The 21399-nt window shown below is 35.0% G+C and carries 10 protein-coding genes; all 10 read right to left on the reverse strand.

Annotated elements, in window-relative coordinates:
* Positions 1-16 precede the first annotated feature (16 nt).
* The 10 genes from BN863_RS09345 to BN863_RS09395 all read right to left on the reverse strand — a co-directional run bounded on the left by BN863_RS09345 (position 17) and on the right by BN863_RS09395 (position 21374).
* On the reverse strand, positions 17-1435 hold the full coding sequence (locus BN863_RS09345; protein ID WP_148304661.1) for a glycoside hydrolase family 30 protein: 1419 nt from the start codon (positions 1433-1435) through the stop codon (positions 17-19).
* Between the two features lie 97 nt (positions 1436-1532).
* Positions 1533-2537 (reverse strand): glycoside hydrolase family 2 TIM barrel-domain containing protein, encoded by a 1005-nt coding sequence (locus tag BN863_RS09350; RefSeq protein WP_038529854.1) that lies wholly within the window; start codon positions 2535-2537, stop codon positions 1533-1535.
* 4 nt (positions 2538-2541) lie between these two features.
* A complete protein-coding gene (locus tag BN863_RS09355) occupies positions 2542-3795 on the reverse strand; it encodes a glycosyl hydrolase family 17 protein (RefSeq protein ID WP_038529856.1) in 1254 nt (417 codons plus the stop codon).
* Positions 3796-3801: 6 nt separating this feature from the next.
* Positions 3802-7257, reverse strand: coding sequence for a hypothetical protein (locus BN863_RS09360; RefSeq protein ID WP_051774666.1), 3456 nt, complete (start codon positions 7255-7257; stop codon positions 3802-3804).
* Positions 7258-7441: 184 nt separating this feature from the next.
* Positions 7442-9112 (reverse strand): glycoside hydrolase family 16 protein, encoded by a 1671-nt coding sequence (locus tag BN863_RS09365; protein ID WP_038529859.1) that lies wholly within the window; start codon positions 9110-9112, stop codon positions 7442-7444.
* Positions 9113-9124: 12 nt separating this feature from the next.
* A complete protein-coding gene (locus tag BN863_RS18030; RefSeq protein WP_148304598.1) occupies positions 9125-11230 on the reverse strand; it encodes a hypothetical protein in 2106 nt (701 codons plus the stop codon).
* 12 nt (positions 11231-11242) lie between these two features.
* Entirely contained in the window at positions 11243-12715 is a 1473-nt protein-coding gene (locus BN863_RS09380; RefSeq protein WP_038529861.1) for a RagB/SusD family nutrient uptake outer membrane protein, read from the reverse strand.
* Positions 12716-12726: 11 nt separating this feature from the next.
* A complete protein-coding gene (locus BN863_RS09385; protein WP_038533422.1) occupies positions 12727-15744 on the reverse strand; it encodes a SusC/RagA family TonB-linked outer membrane protein in 3018 nt (1005 codons plus the stop codon).
* 230 nt (positions 15745-15974) lie between these two features.
* Positions 15975-18797 (reverse strand): helix-turn-helix and ligand-binding sensor domain-containing protein, encoded by a 2823-nt coding sequence (locus BN863_RS09390; RefSeq protein ID WP_038529864.1) that lies wholly within the window; start codon positions 18795-18797, stop codon positions 15975-15977.
* Positions 18798-19262: 465 nt separating this feature from the next.
* Positions 19263-21374: a DNA/RNA helicase domain-containing protein gene (locus tag BN863_RS09395; protein ID WP_242404010.1), complete on the reverse strand. Its 2112-nt coding sequence runs from the start codon at positions 21372-21374 to the stop codon at positions 19263-19265.
* Positions 21375-21399 lie beyond the last annotated feature (25 nt).

Genomic DNA, 21399 nt, shown 5'->3' on the forward strand with positions numbered 1-21399 from the left:
TGCTTGCTGAATATTTTTACAACTCAGTTAGCATCACGGTTTGAATGGCTTGTGCATCAATTGAAAACTCTACTGTATTTTCATCTAATGTTAAGCTGATATTTTTTGGCGTTTTAGTTTCATTAAAAATCACAACTGCAATAGAACCATCTGGATTTTTAACAGAAGATACCATCAATGAGTCATCTGAGTTTTCAACACCGATAACCTTAGCTCCAGGACGCATATATTTACTAAAATGAGCCATAGTGTAGTAAAGTGGTGTAAAATAAACTTCGTCTGCATCAGGATCTACAATAACCGGTGCTACACACCAATTTTCAAACCAGTTTGGTCCGCCTTGTCGGTCTAACACCATGTTCCAATCTACCCAACCGTCTACCCAATTGTTAAGGCAACCAATAATATCTCTCGCATACCGATTTACAGGCGCGTATTTTGGGTGTAAATGTTTATCCTCTGGAGATGCCCAATCATACCCCCAATCTGTAGCTTCTTTTTTCCAATACCAAGCATCGTCTTTCCAAACAGGAACTTGAGAATCTATACAACCTTCCGTTTCAATTAAAAGTTTATTTGGTGCCTTGTTGTGTGCATATTGTAAAGCTTCAGGGAAATAATCGTAAGTACTTTCATACCAATGAATCGCCGTACCATCGAAATATTTAGAAGAGGATTCGCTTCTATACATTTCATCTACCCATTCGTTTAAACCGGCTCTGTTTTGATCGTATCCTAGAATAATTTTATCGCCGTAACCATCTTTCTCTAATTTTGGTCCTAAATGAAACTCGACAAAATCGGTCATTTCTTTTGGAGAGAAATGCATACTTTCCCAATTATTACCATTGCCATGAGGTTCGTTTTCTACCGTGAATCCCCAAATATCAATACCTTCAGCTTTGTACGCATCTAAGTATTTCGAGAAAAATAACGCCCAAGTATCGTAATATTCTGGCAGTAATTTTCCCCCAACCCATTTTCTATTATCTTTCATCCAAGGCGCGGCCGTCCATGGTGAAGCAAATATTTTAAATCCGTCTTCAGACACTTCCATAGCGTCTTTTATCATCGGAATTAAATCGTCCATATCTTCTTCAATCGTAAAATGCTCTAAATTTTTATCACCCGCTACAGGAGAATATGAGTAATTCGTAAGAGAAAAATCGCAAGAATTCATATGTGTTCTGGTTAACGAATAATTCGCGCCTTCTTTTGCAAAATAGGCTTGTAAAATCGTGTCGCGATTCGCTTGGCTTAATTTGTTTAATAAGTATGCCGAAGATTCTGTAAACGCCCCGCCGAAGCCAGTAATGGTTTGAAATGTTTGCTCAGGCGATAGTTTTAGGTCCACCGTATCTTTGTTGGACTTAAAAGTTTCTAGTTTTGTAAGACTGTTACCTTTTTCGGAGGTTTCATAGACTTCAAATGTCATAGCGTTAACGGTTGTGTCTTTGGGTTCGGTTTTACAACTGTGTAATGCAATCATCATTAAACAGAAGGTTACTAGGTTTAGTTTGTTCATATCTCAATTATTTTATCTGATTATATTTTGCTTTTATAACAGTAAAAGTTTCTTTTTTGTTTCTATTGATATCTACAATGCCCCAGTATTCTTCGTTCGGAGATCCATCGTAAGGCACGCCACTACTGTTTGGCGCCCAACCACCAATATCTTGTTGGTCTGGATGCCCCGCCTTCCACCAGCCATCTGTGAATGAAAACATAGTGACTCCTGCACATAGATCTAGATTTTCAATGATTTTATCTAAAATCATAGCATTAGCTTGCGCTTGAGCGTGCTGATTTTCACCTTGCTGAAATCCGTCGCTTTCCATAGTCATATAACTATCGCCACCAGCTTCAGAGATATACATGGGCTTATCACTTATTGCTGTCCATTGTCTAAAAATCTCTTCCGGATTATCCCAACGGTACACATTCATACCCCAAACATCTATGTTAGGTGAAAGTGATAGTGCGATATCGTCTGGCAACTCGCCATGTGCCGTTGCCACCGGGTGATTGGAATCGTTTTTATGAATTAAATCTGCAGCAGCATTCATGGCTTTGTACCAGTTTTTCACATCGCCATTAAACCATTCGGGATGATAATTATATTCGTTCCCCAATTCCCACATAAGAATAGCAGGATGATGTTTATAGGTATTTACATAATCTATAAAGCTCCCCGAATACACATCGAAAAACCCTTTTTGGTCGTAGCCAAAACCGATAATAACTTTTAATCCTGCGGTCGCAATTTCATCTAACACAGCTTCATCATCTATAGGTGCATACGTTCTAATGGTATTTATTCCCGCTTCCTGCATTAGTACTAAATCCTGACTTAAGGTCTTAAAATCTCTATGTTCTGACCCTTGTGGTACTGGATGATAACAAATGCCTTTAATGGTATACGCTTCATCATTTACCTGTAAATGTCGACCAGAGATTGTAACCTGCGTAGCAACCGACTCTTGTTTACAGCCGTAACAGCTAACAGCAAGAAGTATTAATATAAGTGCGTGTTTCATAATTTTAATTTTTAATTGGTGGCACTGCAACGGTTTCCATTAAAGCCGCTTTATTACCTCCAAAAGTTTTTGTAATCGGCTTTCCATTTCTGGTCAATCCTTTAAAAACGCCTTGATCGACTAAATCCCATAAAGCATATTTGGCTTCTCCATTTAAATTGATAAGGCCAAAATGATTTTCGGAACCTAAGGGATTATTGGCATCTTTCCACTGCTCGTCGAAAGCTTCAAAATAAAAGCAAGACATTCCATTTTCGTTTGTCCAGTCTCGCATAGATTTGTAATACAAGGCTTCTTTATATTCATCTGTAGCCTTCGAACCCATTTCTCCATACAATGCGTTAGACACGCTCGCCCAACCTGTTTCTCCAATATGAATTGGTTTATTTACGCCTAAACTCGTCATGTAATTGTAAACACTATCGTATTGCGATACGGCATAGGCTTTAGCGCGTGCCATAGCCACTTCAATCTTTTCTTCGTCTGATAAATCTGCTTCACTGTCTTCAACACCCCAAAACACAGAATGATAATGGGTATCGTGCATTGGGTAGGTATGCATAGAGATATAATCGACAGTTTTAATTAGTTGATTTAAATCTTCTGTATGATATTCGGCATCGCCTCCACCCCAAGACGCAAAATTGTCTGAGCTTGTAACCCATAAATCAGTTGGTAATTCTCCTGATTGTTTTAAGTCTTGTAAATGATGTACCCATTTTAAAATCACGCCCGGCTGTACATAATAACTCGCCGCCCATTTTACCATGGCTTCATTACCCACAGCAATAATTTTAACGATGTCTGGATATGCTTTTGTTAACTGAACAGCCGTCTCTATTTCAACAGCATTTCGTTCACTTTCTAGACTATGGTCTGGCTCGCCGTTAGCAGAATTAAATGCATTTTTACAATCTATCCACGCCCCAAGCATAACGTACATTTCAAAACTTGGATCCGTTGCTTTTAATTCACTTATCGCTTTTAACAGATTAGCCGCCTGATCTAAATGCACATTATAGGTCCGTAAAACTTTTATGCCCATAGCCGAAAGAATCTTCAAATCATCTTTCAATTCTGCCATAGTAGGTTGCACCTCGCGAGTGGTTTCACGGTAACCGCCATAAGAAATAGCCAGGTATTTTGGATTCCCTAAAATAGCTGCTGCCGATAATTCCTGCGCAATCTGAGTTTTATTGTTACATCCTAACATCATACAAACTATAAAAAGTGTTATACAGGTTTTTAGATTACACATGCGCTATTATTTATTTACAAAAACTTTAATATGATTGACATGTCCTTTACGTTCGAAAATGGATTTAGATATAATATCATCTAAAGTGTTTCCTTCAAAAGCACGCTGTGTATGGTCGTTAAATACAACTTCAACATGTGATGTTTTTGCACGTTTATAAATCACAGGCACCTGACAATATGTAAAACCTAATTCACCTTCTTGAAGTGCGATTGTTTGACTTTCTTTCTGAATAGTAGTTATACTAAATAATGTTGGTGCTTGTAAAAACTCTTTAGTTTGTAATAACCGTGGATTAAATACAATTTTACCCGCTTCTACAGACACCCCTAATTCTCCTGCTCTACTTAATACATCTTCCTTAACTTGCCCAGTCATCCCAGGTTGTTGTGCCCCTTTGGTTGCTGGTGTATGCGAATACGGATCTGTTGGGAAGGCACCATATAATTCAGGTGATTTATGTACGCCTATACCCGCATTGATTTCGTAATAATGATCTAAAAGACGACCGATAATTTCATCCGATTCTTGGTGTTTAATGGCCAATAAGCAATTCTCCTGTACCGCTAGTAACAATTTAGAAACCATATGCCAGTAAATAGAACCTAAACCTTCGTAACCAAAAAAGGTTCCTGAACGCCCAGTAAAGGATTTATGATCGAAAATATCCTCGAATATTTGTAAAACCAATACTCTATCTTCTTCGACTAATGCTTTATATTTTTCATCTAACTCTGCTAATGCAACATCTAAACTTTTTGCATTATTAAAACCACCATTAAAATGATAATTCCCTAAGAAATCTTGCTCTATAACTTGTCTGTTTCCATCTTGAACTAAGGTTTTTAATAAGTTAGATTGTTCTACACTTTCTGATGGAATATTATTTTTTTGATCAAATCGAGGTAAATCTTTGTTTGGATATAAAATGTAACTGTATTGATCTGCTCTAAACAATGCACTTTGCTTTAAACTATCTAATAAACTTAAGGCTTGAGTTGCCGAAAGATACTTAGAACTTAACACAGCAACTTGACCTTCTAACATTTCCGACAAGTATGAAATAGATACTTCATCCTCGTTTTTAATCGTCATTAAGTTGTAAGCATGATACATATTATCTTCGCGTTTATTGGCATCGATACTATGTTCTAAATATGTAGTTGTAATCGTAATAAAATCTAGTAACTCTGATTTAGTCACTGAAGCTTTCTGACTAGAAAAACTAGAGTTATAAATAGTTTCTCTATACACACTTCCTGCAGTACCCAAACCGTTTAACACGGTTTTTCTATTTCTATCTGTAATACCAGCTGTAAGTATATTTTTATTATCTTCTAAAGTTAACACGACGGCGTTGAAAAACGTGACTAACTCCTCAGAAATATCTGTATGCTCTACATCAGATTTCTCTACTAAATCCTTAAAGAAGTCTAGAAAACGTCTTAAGTAATATAAGGTAACCATAGATACACCATTTCCTACCAAAGCATTATTGGCATCGTTCCATTCTGGGCGTTGTGTATTTAACCAAATACCACCTTCTGGAATAAAATTAGACACCTTTGCTAATACGGTAGCTAGTAATTTCTCTATTAAATTAACATGATAAATGGTCGCGTTCTGATCTACTAATAAAGCGCCATCTGCACCTAATTCGGCTCGTTTTTCGTCTATCGCAGTATTTAATTTATAATCGAAATCTATAGTGTCTTTCGGATTGTTTAAAATATCTGAATACGACTTGATTTTATAAGGTACGTTAGCATATACAAACACATCATGATTGAAGCGTTTTGCTAAAGTTCCTGGATAATAATCTTCGCTAAATTCTAAGAATTTAAGGAGATAAATAATTTGGTGATCTCCCCAATATCCGATGTAAGACCATGGATCGTCTTCTTCAATCACTTCCCAATCAAAACCACCTTTAGTCACACGATAAGGATTATACCCTTCGAACGTCGTGGCATTTAAGAATTTATGAATCATGCCCTCAATAAACTCTGGATACGCATGTGCTAAAGCTTCCCAATTCTGGAAGATATCTCGCCAGTTACCTTCGTAATCTAATATTTTAGAACCGTCTACTTCACTTTGTGTGTTTATAGAAAATTTATTCCAAGGCCTGCTTGGGTCTCCATGTCTTCTACTAAATTTAAGAGGTAAATATTCTAAACATAGGCGTTTAAAATCCCGATCGTTACTTGATTCTGCTATACTTTTTATGTCGTCTAGTATAAATACATCTGGTAATTCGTTTATAATGCTTTCGTTTTGTTTGAAAACATGTTTATTTGCTTTGGACAGATATGTAATAAAATCGGCTTTCTCTATCTGGTAATTATCATCGAAAATTCCACCACGCATAATATTAAAAAGCGTGTTAGAAAAATGTCGCATGTTTATAAGTGGGTCTGCAGTAACTTGTAACCCGTCTGCCGCACCCGACAATGCAATTAAACGTTGCGTACCAGCATCAATATCCTCTTGAATAATACTTGCGATGTTTGGTTCTTGTTTTAAAAGTTCAGAAACTTTAACGACATCTGAGATGGTTTGATTTACATTGGCAACAAACATCCAGTTTTCTGATGTATTGGATTCTAAAACTAAATCAGATAAAATAAAGTAAGCTCCTTTTTCGGCTTTAACATCTATTTCTTCCGTAATAGTTTGGTGTGTTCTAAAGGCATTTAATTGTCTTGAAGACAATAAATGTGTTGCATTACTAATCCCGGAAGACCAAACAATATTCGCTTTTAAAGCTTCGCTAGGTTCGGCCTTATCGACAATGACTGCACTTAAAGCAAAAATTCCTAAACCAACTTCGGTTTGCAATTCGCTTTTCTTGTAAGCATCCACTAAATTACTACTGCTGTTTTGTAGTGCTGAAGTCACTCCAGATGGCAATAGGTTTTGAAGTCCGTCTAAAACCGTAACTTTAATGGTGTTTTTTGAATGATTTTCTAGTGTAGATTTTTTTACAAAGCCGAATTGATTGCTAGAATTCCACTCGTACTTAAAGGTTAATTTTAAATCGTGATTTACCTCTTCGAATACCACTTTATTTCCATAACGATTCTTATAAACATGTCTTGAGATTTTATATAATCCCGTTTGTCTTTCGGAAAACGGTTCCCAAATAATAGATTGTCCTTTTATATGGATTTGAAAGATGGTTTTACTTCCCGTTATATCGGCTAACTCCGTAATCTTATCATCGGTATAATACGGAAACAACGACGATTCTGCATTTTTACGTCCTGCAGTTAATCCGCCATTACTTGAAATAAACATCCAATGGTTGGAATCGCTAACAATGCTCATAAAAAATGGGCGCATGCTATCGCTATTCGAAATTTTATAAAAGATTTCACCATTAAGAGTGACTAATTTTGTGTCTGAATTAGTGTTTGAGCTATTGTTTATATCGGACTCTATTTGCATTGTATTTTTCATTAATCGTTTTATTTAAAAGGCTACTTAGAAATATTCAAAAATTTTGTAATGTCGATTTGGTAACTGCTTTACAGCGTACATAACAACAAGTTTTCTTTGAAGGTTTTAGTGTTTCATTTTAGTTTTTTAAAGGGGCAGATTCTAAACTAGGCACTACCCCTAACTAAAAAAACTACAAACAGTATTATTGGTAAACTCTTACATAATCTATTTCCATAGAATCGGTAGTAAAGTCAGGATCTATATCTCCTCCTAAACTTCCGCCCATGGCTACATTAAGTATCATAAAAAAATTCTTATCGTAAAATGGTAAGGCTTCACTATTGTCTAATTTCACCACTTGAACATTATCTACTAGAATAATTAAATGCTCTTCAGACCACTCTAAAGTATATAAATGGAATTCCGATGTCATTTCACTTACTGCTAAAGTTTCGCCATAACTTGCATTCGCATTTGTGCTCGATTCGAACCAATGGAAAGTTCCTAGTGAGGTGTTTTTATCCCATCCAGTTTGTTCCATAATGTCGATTTCTCCACATAATGGCCATCCCACACTTTCAAAATTAGATCCTAGCATCCAAATTGCTGGCCACGTGCCTTGAGCCGCCGGTAATTTTGCTTTAGCCTCTATACGCCCATATTTAAACGATTGTAATCCCTGAGATTTTAATCTAGCAGACGTATAAGTGTTTCCTTCTTTTAGCACCTTGATTTTTAAAATTCCATCTTCTACAATTACATTATTGGCATCATTAGTATAAGTTTGCACTTCTTGGTTTCCCCAACCACCTGCACCTAAATCGTAGGTCCAGTTTGCTGCATCTGGAGCTCCTGAAGTATCAAACTCATCGGACCACACTAAGTCATTAAATTCGGATTCAAAATCAACTTCCCCTTCAACAGGTTTACTAGAAGTGAACACTTGATACCACGCTCCAAATCCAGGTTGAATGATTCTAACATGAAGTGTATTTTCTGTTACTGAAATAATATCGTAGCTACTCGCTCCAACGTACCAGCCCATAAATCCACCATCAGATATTTCGAAAGCGGTTCCTCTATAAGGCATATCGTTATAACTTCCTTCTAAAGCGGCTTTTGACGTTGATGGTAAAAAGGAAACATTTTTAACACCAAACATTCCTGTAGCCACAGTTTCATCATAGCAAGTATCTCCAGCTATACCTAGTTCGTCTGCATAAGCACCAGGAACAAAAGCAGGTCCTACTGTTTGCTCGAAAGTTAATCCCTCACTTGTACGTGTAAAGACAAATTCATTCGTATACATACAATATTTCTCTTCATCCCATGGTTGAATGGCATTCCACCAAGCTTCGTAAGCAAACTCACCATTTCCATAATCGTCTTCAATTGGACCTAATCCAACATGAAGTGGAATATTTGCAGCCCAATACCAAGTTCTAGAATCTCCAACTAACTCTCCTGCCATTAAATTTTCTGCTTCAACATCAGAGAACGAACTAAACACTTCTACATCCATGGCCGTACTCGATTTAACGCCACCTGTTCCAACAGCATTAACCACTACAGTATATGTATTGATACCTGTTGTAGTAAATCGGTGTTCGGTTATCCCTGAAGGCGCAACTCCTGTTTTTCCATCTCCAAAATCGAATTGATAAGTGATTTCGTTATCTGCAGTAGCTGTAAAAACGACAACTCCACTACCATCTCCATATGGATTATCGGTATCTACACCCACTATTTCTGCTGATATTGTTACAGCCGTAGGCGCCATAATTTCACCTATGGACACATCGTCTTCCTGGCAGCTTGTAAGCAAAAAAGCAAACGAAAGAAAAAGTCCTATATAATATTTTATGTTCTTCATAATTTTTAGTTTTTATATTCTTACCAATTTATATTGCCAGAATGTTCCTGATCCTGTTCCCGTTTCTACAGTGACGCTTATTGTATTGTTATCTATAAACGTGACGTTGTAAGTAATAGAATCGGGTGCATTAGCGGCATCCGAAAGTTCACCTTCATTATTTGCTTTTGCTAATCCAATAAATGATCCTTTACCATTTATGGTAAGTACGCCATTATTATAAGTATACGTTGCTGCAATAGAACCGTCGAATGGCGCAATTGGTGTTCCGCAACCATCAGTCCCACCTTGCCATGATTCTAACCAAGTCGATCCTCCAAACTCATTTTTAAATGAGCCATCTGCTCCAAACACATAAACATCATCGTAAAAACATGCCCGTTCTGTAACACATGCATCGTCGCAATTCCACCATGAAATATCACCTACTGCTGGACCAACACCTAACGAGCCTGCATCGGTAGACATTTGCCAAGTTCCTGTTAGCGGCGAGCTTACTACACCTTCTCTAACCAAGGTAAACTGCCAGAATGTGCCTGAACCTGTACCGGTTTCAATACTCACTTGTATAGTATTTGGATCTGAGAAAGTAACTTTATATGTTACGGAATTTGGTGTTTCGGAAGAATCTGTTAACTCACCTTCATTCGTAGCTTTTGCTAGTCCTATAAAGGCACCTTTACCATTAATAGTAATTTCATTTGTGCCTTCATTATACGTGTAACTCGCTGGATTAGATCCATCGTGTGGTGCAATTGGCGTTCCACATCCATCAGAAACACCTTGCCAAGCCTCTACCCAAGTAGCATCTCCCATTACATTTTTAAATGTTCCGTCTTCGCTAAACACATACGTATCATCGTAATAACAAGCACGATCTATAACACAAGCGTCATCACAATTCCACCATGTAATATCACCTACCGCTGGACCAACACCTAATGCACCTGCTGCAGAAGACATTTTCCATGTTCCAACCAAACCTGTATCTATTCCTGAAGGCACTTTATAAAAGAATAAATTGTCGATAAATAGTGTACCGCTTCCAGATGGCACACCTTCTAATTTAAATTGTATGGTATTTGAAAAATCTAATGAACCATTTGCATCGGTAAATGCAGTAAGCGGAATATCGAAAGATGTCCATTGGTCTTGTTTTAATTCTAGATTGTAAGGCGTTTCACTTGTCGTTCCGTCTGCTGCTGCCGTAATAGGAAATAATAAGGCATTAAAATCTGCTTCGGCTGTCCATACATCAATATGAATAAATTCCATTGCTGAGGCATTAATAGGAGCGCCACTAAAATCGATACCTTGATACGTAATATCTCCATATTGAATGGTATTATTCCCTCCAACCTGAATTTCTGTATAGGTGGTAGTTTGTCCCCAATTTGGGTTGTAATCTATAGATTCCGGATTAGTATAAGAATCACTGTAAATTGAAATCACATCACCTTGTGCTCTAATTGGTACTGGAGCTGCTTCTAAAGGTTGAAGTATTGCCGTTACTTCAAAGGCTTCAGAATATTCTGTAGATTCTGCCGCAGCACTCATAGCCACCACTTTAATAGTATACGTTCCTGCGTCTTCATATTGGTATGAAATCGTTTCATCTACATTTAAAGGCACCGGTTCTTCACTTGGATTTTCTCCGAAATACACTTCAAAACCAGTTGCAAAATCTGCTGTTGCAGACAGATTGACTTGTTTAGAAATAGCCGCATCATTTTCAATAGTCACGACTAAATTTTCAGGTGTTTTAAACGACACCACGACACTCTGAGTAGCCGCTGTAGTTAAACCGTTTAAAGATACTGCGGTTATGGTAGCCTCGTATACGCCTTCTTTGTAAACATGCGAAGCACCTTTTCCTGGGGTAATATTCTCTTCATTTTCTGAACCATCTCCAAAATTGACATCGTAACTCACGGCGCCTTCTGCTATAGGCGTAATAGTTACTAAGCCCGTATTGTCTTGCGTTACGCTGATTGAAGCGGATACATTTGTAGGCGCTGCAATATCTTTTACATAATCGGTATTATCGTCTTCAGTACACGCAATTGCTATAAGAGCAATAACCGCTAAACTGAATGCGTATTTTATAAATTTCATCATGGTGTTTTAGTTTTAATAGTTTGCATTTTGCTCCCAGTTTCCATTAGAAAATTGAATTTCTTCAATTGGAATAGGAAATACCTCGTTTTTACCTGTTGTAAATCCGTCTATTTCCGAACCTCTACCTGTTCTTACTAAATCGAAAAAACGATGACCTTCTCCAACAAGTTCTACACGTCTTTCATGTGCAATGGCATCGGTAAGTGTAGCTCCTGTTGCCGTAATATCGTTTGCTGTGCCAAAAGCTCTTGCTCTTACTCTATTTAAATATTCTTGTGCTTTACCGTCGCTAATGCCACCACGATTATAAGCTTCAGCAGCCATTAATAAAACATCTGCAAAACGAATGGCTCTGTAGTTGTTGGGATTTGTTAGGTTTTGATCTCCCGTATTTAAATCTCCTTTTCTAGCAATGTATTTTCTGTTGTAATAGCCTGTGTGCTCATTACCTTCTCCGTAAGTTGCATTGTTAGCAGCTGCCCATGCCACGATATCCAGAATAGCAACATCTTTGCGTAAATCGCCGGCCTCAAATTCATCTACAATCTCTTGCGTTGGTATATTAAAACTAAAACCAGAATCGAATACAGGTCCAGTATAATTTCTAATACCGTTAAAACCTACTGCAACGTTACCTTCACTACATACTAAACATTCGAACCCTGCACCTTCAGCATCTGAGTATTGCACTTCGAACACCGATTCTACATTGTTTTCACCTTCTGTTTCAAAAATGCTATCGTAATCACTTACTAATTCGTACGGTCCGTTTGCAATAAGCTCATCAAAAATGTCTGCTGCTTCCGAAAATTTTTCTTGGTATAAATAGGCTTTTCCTAAAAGCGCTTGTGCAGATCCTTTTGTCGCTCTACCTGTTTGTGGTGCGGTATAATTTAAGTGCTCAATAGCATAATTTAAATCGGCTTCAATTAAAGCATACACATCGGCAACTGGAGAACGTGGTAGTACGGTTTCGTCTCCCAACTCGAATCGTGTTTCTTTTAATGGAATAGGTCCAAACCATTTTACCAGCTCGAAATAGTAATACGCTCGTAAAAAACGTGTTTCTCCTAATATGATTTCTTTACCATCGAAGTCGGTTTTATCTTGAAATTCTAAAATAAAATTAGCTCTATTCACTCCAGCATACATCCAGTCCCATAGATTTTTTAACTCACTATTTACGGGTGTATGTATCATTTTATCTATTTGTTGCCAAGACACAACATCGGTAGCACTTTCTCCTCCTGCAACGGTATTATCTGAGGCGATTTCACCTAAGATGACGTTTAAATATGTAGATTGTAATAAATCGTAAGCACCAACTAAGGCATTATAATAATCGTCTTCAGAATTAAAATAACTTTCTGAATCGATACTGTATCGGTCTACTTCTTCTAAGTAATTATCGCTACAAGAATGAATTGCAAAGACACATAGACATGCAACTAATCCTGCTGATATTTTGTTTATATATTTTTTCATATTGCTATTTTTTAAATGGATAGGTTTATGCCTATTAAAAATTGTCTAGAAATTGGGTAAAAACCATAGTCTATACCGCCACCAATAGCGTTACCATTCGTTGCAGCAGGGTCATATCCGTTATATTTTGTTAATGTAAACGCATTGTTTACGGACACATATAATCTGAATTTACTAATGCCTAATTTCTCAATCACTTGGTCTGATAAGGAATATCCTAATTGTATATTTTGAATTCTTAAGAAGGCAGAATCTTCAACATAAAAGTCGGAAAACAGTTTGTTTGAAGTCGCTCCTGTTGTTGCTCTTGGTACTGAATTGCTAGTCCCTTCTCCCGTCCATCTATCTAAATATAAATTCAGTCTGTTTACATTAGGTTGGTCACGCTCGTAATTACGCACAGTTTCTTTCCCTAATTCGGCATACATATAGGTACTAAAATCGAAGTTTCTATAATCGAAACTTAAATTTAATCCCATAATATAATCTGCTTGAGGTTTCCCTAAGTAGGTTCTATCGTCTAACGTAATTTCTCCGTCACCGTTAACATCTACAAAACGAATATCGCCTGGAGCGGCAGTAGCCCCTAAACCAGATTGTGTAGGATGTGCATCGACTTCTGCTTGATTTTGAAAAATCCCATCGGTTTTAAGTCCGTAGAAATAACCTAATGGTTGTCCAACTTCCATTCTCGAAATAAAGGGTTGCCCAACACTAAAAGAACCACCTTCGGAAACCACACCGTTACTTACATCTATAACTTCATTATTAATATGAGTAACATTATAACTTACACCAAAAGAAAAATTATCGTTTACAGCTTGTTTATAATTTAAGAATAGCTCGACCCCTTTATTTCTAGAAGTTCCTGCATTTACAGTTGGTAACCCTGCTCCTGGGGCACCTGCTCCTAAAATTCCTGAGACTGGAAAATTCTGGATTAATAAATCATTTCTATCTTCAATAAAATAGTCGGCTACAACTTCTAGTTTGTTATTAAATAAATTAATATCCAAACCAACATCTAATTTTTCGGCTGTTTCCCAAGTGGCATCTGGATTTGGAATTCTCCCGTTAGCTGTTCCGGTTACTAACGCCCCGTCAAACACATAAGTTGCTTCCCCGGTTAATAACGATCGGTATAAATCTTGTCCGTTATTATTGTTACCTAGCACCCCGTAACTAGCTCTTAATTTTAAGAAATTAATGGTATTTGAATCTTTTAAGAAATTCTCGTCAGAGATTTTCCAACCTGCAGTTGCAGAAGAGAAGTAATCGATTCTATTATCTGGTGAAAAATCTGAGGATCCATCACGACGTAGCATTGCAGAAAGTAAATATTTCCCTTTATAATCGTATTGCACTCTAGTAAAATAAGAAGACAATCTAGAATCGTAAATGTAAGAACTTGTCGATTTTGCTTCACTTAATCCGTTTGCTAAAGAAATATCTGCAAACTCCCAAGAGTTATTTGGCACATCGAAACCTGTAGCGCTTAAATTATCTCCCCAAGCACGTTGTGCACTTGTACCAAGCGTAAATGTGGTGTTATGGTCTGCTCCAAATGTTTTATTATAAGTTGCAAACGTATCCCAAGTGTATGAGTTGTTTGTATTTTTAGTTTGAGTTACAGAATTTCTGTCGGTATTAAAAACTTTACCAGATCCATAATTAACTATAGGTGAAAATACTTTTTCATTATCGTTATACGATTTTACACCAATACGAGATGTTATGGTTAATCCATCGATAGGTTTATACTCTAACTGAAAGGTTCCTTCTATAGAACTTCCAGAATATTTATTATAGGTATTCGCTATTTGAGAAATGGGATTTACCACTTCGTTCCCTAAAAACCCTGACGTATCTTGCTGATCTATGCTATACGTTGGTGCATAGTTTAACGCATTAAACAAAGGTGTTCCTAATGCATTCTCTCCAATAGATTTTCTGTTGTTATTAAAATAATTAGCTGAGGTTGTTACTTTAAGTTTATCGAAAACATCGAAGGCTATTTTAATTTTAGCATTCGCTCTGGTGTAATTAGACTTATCACTTGCCACAATTCCATCTTGTTCTAATATTGAACCTCCAAAATAATAGGTGCTTTTTTCTCCACCACCTGCTGCAGATAAATTATGACTTGTAATTGGAGCGGCATTAAATATTTGGTCTTGCCAATCTACACCGGTACCTAAATCACTAACATTTGGAAAAGGTAAAGCTTGACCGTTAGCGGCATAACTTTCGTTTAAAATTAAAGCATATTCGGTTGCATTTAAATAAGGTAACTCACGGGTTGTATTTTGAAACCCAGAATACACGTCGTAATTAATTTTTGCTTTAGCATTACGCTTTCCGGATTTAGTGGTTACTAATACCACACCATTTGCACCTTCTATACCGTAGATTGCAGCTTGTGCATCTTTTAATATTGAAAAGGTTTCAATATCGCTTGGGTTAATTGAATTTAAATCGCCTTTATAACCGTCTATAATCACTAGCGGACCATTATCGCCATTAGAACTTACACCACGAATTAAAATATTAAATCCTCCACCTGGCGAACCTGATGGTGCAGTAACAGATACTCCTGCCGTGGTTCCTTGTAAAGCTTGGGCGGCATCAACTGGTCTTAATGCCTCAATAGTTTCAGAATTTACAATGGCTACAGCTCCTGTAACATCTTGTTTCCTTTGTGTACCGTAACCAACTACAACAACTTCATCTAGCTGAGCTAAATTTTCTTGTAATTGAATGGTTAATTTAACGTCACTAGAAATCACTATTTCATGAGTTATATATCCTATATAACTCACAGAAATTGTCGAACCAATTTCAACCGCGTTTAAAGTAAAGTGACCATCAAAATCTGTAGTGGTTCCTTTACTTGTATTCTTAATTATGATGTTAGCACCTGGAATAGGAAAACCAGTTTCATCTTGAACAGTTCCTGACACATCTATATTCTGTGCACTAGAAAATGTTATAAAGAACAAGGTTAAAATTTTAAATAGCGTGTGTCTCATAAAAATTAGTTTATTGTTTAAAGTAAAACTAGCATTTATGATTAAGGTATTAATAAATAACACCGCAACAAAAAACATACATGATAAAAAAAACTACATTTATTTAACAAAACATCAATTATACGGCGTTTTACCAAGGTTTTGTTAAAATACTATAATCCACTAATAAAAAGCGAATTACAGTAGATGTTGTGGTAATGTATGGGTGATTTTGTAGATTGTATTGGTTATTACATCTCTAAAATGTAATCGGTAAGGTTAGATTCGTGAGGTAAATTCATTTTTTTACGCAAACGATACCGTTTAACTTCCACACTTCGTGGCGAAATATTTAATAGTGGTGCAATTTCCTTAGATGATAGATTTAAACGCAAATATGCACAGAGTCTTAAATCGTTTGATGTGAGTTCTGGATGTATCGATTTTATTTTCTTTAAAAAGTCTTTATCTGCATTATTAAAGGCTTCTTCAAAAACTTGCCAATCGTCTGTATTATTAATATTACTATCAATAATTTTAATTACCGGTTTTATATTTCCCGTGGTTTCAACCTTTAGTAGTTCACTTTTTAAACTACTCAACAATTCATTCTTTTTAATTAATGTCATGGTAGACATCCCCAACTCTTTATTTTTAGTTTCTATATCTTGACGTAACTTATCGTTATTGAATCGCATAAGTTGTTGCTTATTCTCCAAGTCTTTTAAAACGAGTTCACGTTGATTATCTTGTAGTAATTTTTCACGTTGTTTTTTAAAATGGCGTTTATAGATATTATGCATTAACAATGAAAACAGTAAAACAAATAGCACATAACTGGCAATCATGACATTTGATAAATACCAAGGTCTATTAATGGCAAAACTATACGTTTCTGTATTTTCTGAAACAGTTTTTCCTATTCGCGCTCTCACCTGAAAGGTGTATTGTCCAAAAGGTAAATTTTCAAACAATACAGAGGATGTTTTAAACCACGGGCTCCAAGCTTCGTAAATACCATCTAATTTATATTGAAATTCAGGGACTAAATATTTCTTATACTCTGGTATATTATAACGAAACTCAATATTATTTTCTTTATTTTTAAAAGTGACAAAGGTGTTTTTATCGTATAAATGAATGGTATCATTATTCTTAGAAGTGGTGTTCGAAATAGTATTCAAATGTATTTTAAAGGGTTTATGCTCTAACTTATCTAAATCTATAATCATGTAACCAAGCGCATTGCCATACAAGTATTTATTTTTAAACAAATGTGTTATATTTTCATAACCAGGAATATCATGTCTCACAAAACTTGGAAGCGATATTTTTTCAACCTTTGGTAGATCACTTAATTTACCCGGTGTCATGTAGGTAATCCCTGATTTAGAAAACGACCATAGTCTTTGATTTGCTTTATCGACTATTAATTTACCTGAAATGTATTCCTCTTCGGTAAAAAACGCACTCAACACAGAGTCTTTTGCAAATTTTTGTTGCTGAAAATCATAATCGTAAACACCGCGTTTATTGGTAAATAGCAACTTATTATTATATTTAACAAGACTCGAATTTAAGCCTTGTTCTATAGATTGGTCCTTAATTATTTCTGTAGCTTTAGTTAAATTAGAATCCAATGTAATTTTAAACACGCCTTTATACTCGTGGTTCACAAAAACCTGATTCGGATTTATAAATTCTATAAACCGACTAGACACGTTAAAACCTTCTATTTTATTTCTTAATTGCCACTGTCCGTTTTGCTTCTCAAGCACATACAAACCACTATAATTTCCTTGTAATATTAAATCATTACCTATGGGTTTAACAATCCAAGTCCCTTTTACATCTGCAATACGTTTGCTTGTGTTTTTTGTAATCTCAAACGTCCCGGAATCATGACCACAAAATAAAGTCCCCCCTATTTTGGTTAAACACCACGTGGCACCTTGCGTACCTTCAATAAACCGATAGCTAGTATCTACAGCCAATTCTTTATAAAACAATCCTTGATTTGTACCTAAATACAAAAAACCGTTGTGTAAAATAGACGTATTTACAGACCCTAACTCTCCAGTAATGTCGTTATAAATAGTAAAAGGAGAATCTATATTAACGCAGTTTATTCCATTTTCTAAGCCCAGCCAAATATTAAGATTCGCATCTTCAAACACAGAAAGTATGGTATTATTACTTAATCCATTCTTCTGATTTAAATGTTGAATAATCTCTCCCGAGGCGTTTAAATGATAAATTCCTTTAGAAATACTTCCCAGCAAAAAACTGTTATCTTTCAGTTTTAAACTTCTATAAATCCTAACATTAGACAAGATAGCATCCGAAGGTATATCCCATTTTATTAAATCACCACTTCCTTTAAATGTATAAAACCCTTTATCTTCTGTTTGAAACAAAATGTTCCCGTCTTGATTAAAAATATTAACCAATAAATTTTGTTTTAAAACAGGATGATCTGATATTAATTTAGACTCACCTTTTACAATTTCGTAAACCCCATCATTTACGCGCTGAAAGTAAACACTGTTGCTCACTTTTATCATTTTATAAATTATGGTATCCGAATTTATAATAGATACTGAAGCATCGGTTGTATTGTATATGTAAATCCGATTTAAAGATTGAAATAAAACCCAATCATCTATAGCGATAATGTTCCAAATATCTTCGTCTTCTAAAAAAGAAATATTCAAATTGGCAGATAATGGCACATATTCTAACCGTCCTAAATGATTGGGTTTCCAATATCCAAACGCCTTATAACTACCGGTGTAAATGCTATGTTCATCTACGCTAACCGATCTAATAATGGTATTGTTTGGAGATGGATATAAAACCCAACTCGCGCCATTAAACTCTAATAAACCTTTATTATTAGCGACGTAAATATTTTTACTTTTAGACTGAGATACAGACCAATTTTGATTATCTGCACCATAATCTACAGGGGAAAATACTTGTATAGGTGGATGCTCAAGAACTTGAGCCTGAGCTTGAAATTTTATAACAACATGTAATAGAAGAAATAAGACCGAAAGTTTAATTAAATTCAAGGGTTAGGTATTAGTTTGTTTAAAATGTAATATAGTAAAAACATAAACAATGAACAACATGTTGTTCCCATCAATACGCGTGATTTTTATACCGAGAACCATTTAAGTTCTATCATATTTTAGTACAGTGTTTTTTAGATATAATCAACGCCTTCTAAACGTAGTTATTTCTATAATGCGTCTGTTTTAAAGTGCTCTATTTAAGTTTTTATTTTCCCTTTTATTTGATTGTAAAACGCATTAAAGTATAGAGTACAATTAAATCATCTTGGTTAAAATCTTATTTTTTATTTTTAAATATTTCACATACAAATTTGCAATTTATACAAACATATCGAATCCATACAAATCAAAACGCCATCAGAAAATAATTTTCAACAAAGATATCTTAACTACAAAAAAAGACATTCTCTAATCCTCTATTATATTTCTTTATTACTGCTAAAACAAGGTTAAATTAGTTAACTAGAAATCTAATACAGTAACAAATTCTCCCATAATTTTTAGTTCGTTTATTTCAGTATCATCTAATACAATATTTTCATAAGTAGAATCAAAAGATAGAGGTTTAAGTATTATTGATTTATGAACCCAACTTTCATCTGTAATTATTTTTTCACTATGATAAGATTTGATGGTATAACCTGCTCCAAAATCAGAATCTTGAATATTGTAATGTTCAACCAAAACTATCTTACCTTCTCTACTACCTCCTGGATCTGTCTTGAATAAGCACCAAGAGCCATTTTCAATTTTCTTATTCATGGACTCTCCAATAATTTGACAAACAAAATAATCTTCTCTAGCTGATATATTAATAGGCAATTCCACCCACTTATAATTTTCTAATTCAGATTGGACTTGTAATTCACTAAAATTACCTGCCGCTGCATAAATATCAAACACAGGTACTGCATTTACGAAAGGTTTAACATCTGTAAAAGGTAAAATACTTAATTTACTTTCAGTTTGAAAAGTCGCAATATGCTCTTTAAAATATGCTCTTAAATTCTTATCGCAAGCATAAATATAGACACCTCTTATCCCCCTATACATTATGGTTTTATAGATATTTATAATATATTCTTTGAGTGCTTCTATATCATCTAATCCTCTTTTTCCATTTTTATCAAAATACTTCGATTTATCAATTTCTATCTGATTTGTAATGTTGTTAAATGATATTTCTTCCCCAAATATTACACCTGTATAATTCAAGTCATACCCTTGCGTTGTATGTATACACCCAACCTCATTGAATGAATTCTCTGAATTTATCCAATCTTTATCTATTTTATTCCATTGTAATTCAACCCCATCTATTTCAATATCAATTGCATTATCATCTTTTTGAGAAGCCCAAGGCCATGAATAACCAGCAACTAATCTGCATAAACTATATTTCTCTTCTTGAATAGATAATTGCTGATACATATCTTTCAAAGAGTCGAAAACAACAATATCATAATTCTCTGGACTATAGAAATTCTTATTTCCACGTTTAACGTTTAGTAAATCATCTACAAATGTGATGTAATCATTTCCGCCATTAGAACGCATTTGAGATTTCAACTCTATCTCTATGGTATTAGATTCGCTTAATAGTTTATCAAAATGGTGTGAAGGAATATCTGAAGGCTTAACAGATTGAGCTGAATCGTAAAAGAATATTTGATTTTTACTATTTGCTATTATCCAATCTAATTCTGTTCCCGTATCGTCAAGACCTAATTTTCGGTTATTCTTTTTAAAAACTCCCATCCATCCAATATTTTTATATTGTCTTAAACGATGAGCTTCATCAACTATCAATAAATCGTACTTTTTTTTAAACGTATCTGAAGGACTAATAATCATTGATGATTTTAAATCTGGTATCTTTCTAAATACATTCTGTAAAGTTTTCCGAAGTGAACTCATCGCAACAACAAATCCAATTTCTGCTTTAGGATATTTCTCTTTATATGCTCGAATTAGATTTATTTCTTGAATTTCATTATCACTAAAATCGTCCATATTAGTGTTGGAAACATCAGAACCAAGCAATTTAATTAAATAGGTCGCCAAAATTGTCTTCCCTGTTCCTGCACTACCTTTAATGAATATTTTATTGGACTTTTTTTCTGTTAAAGCTTCAATAATTTCCAAAACAGAATTATACTGATCTTCATTTAGTGATTTGTAAGGAGAGTATTTAAAAAGTTCAGAGTTTTCTATTTCTTCGAGAGATTTACTTACTATTTTATTCTCGATGAGTTTACTCCAAATATCTTTAAAAAGATTTTTATATAAATCTTGTTGGTAATAGTTATGATTAATTAATCCATGATTTCCATTTTGCAATTCATAAGTACCTTCGGAAGAAATGTATTGAATTAATTTTGATTCGATATCAAGTGTAGCTGATTTATTAAACTTATCAGAACCAATTATTGATATTTGATTAAAAGCATTTGCTTTTTTAGGATTAGCTAGATGGTTTTGAATTCTGTTTGAAAAATTAGTTGATTCACCAACATATGCAACTCGTTTAGATTCATTTTGTATAAAATAAACTAACGGCCATTGGTTTTTCACCCAAATATTTTGATTAATTTCTTTG

This window comes from Formosa agariphila KMM 3901, from assembly GCF_000723205.1.
Lineage (GTDB): Bacteria > Bacteroidota > Bacteroidia > Flavobacteriales > Flavobacteriaceae > Formosa > Formosa agariphila.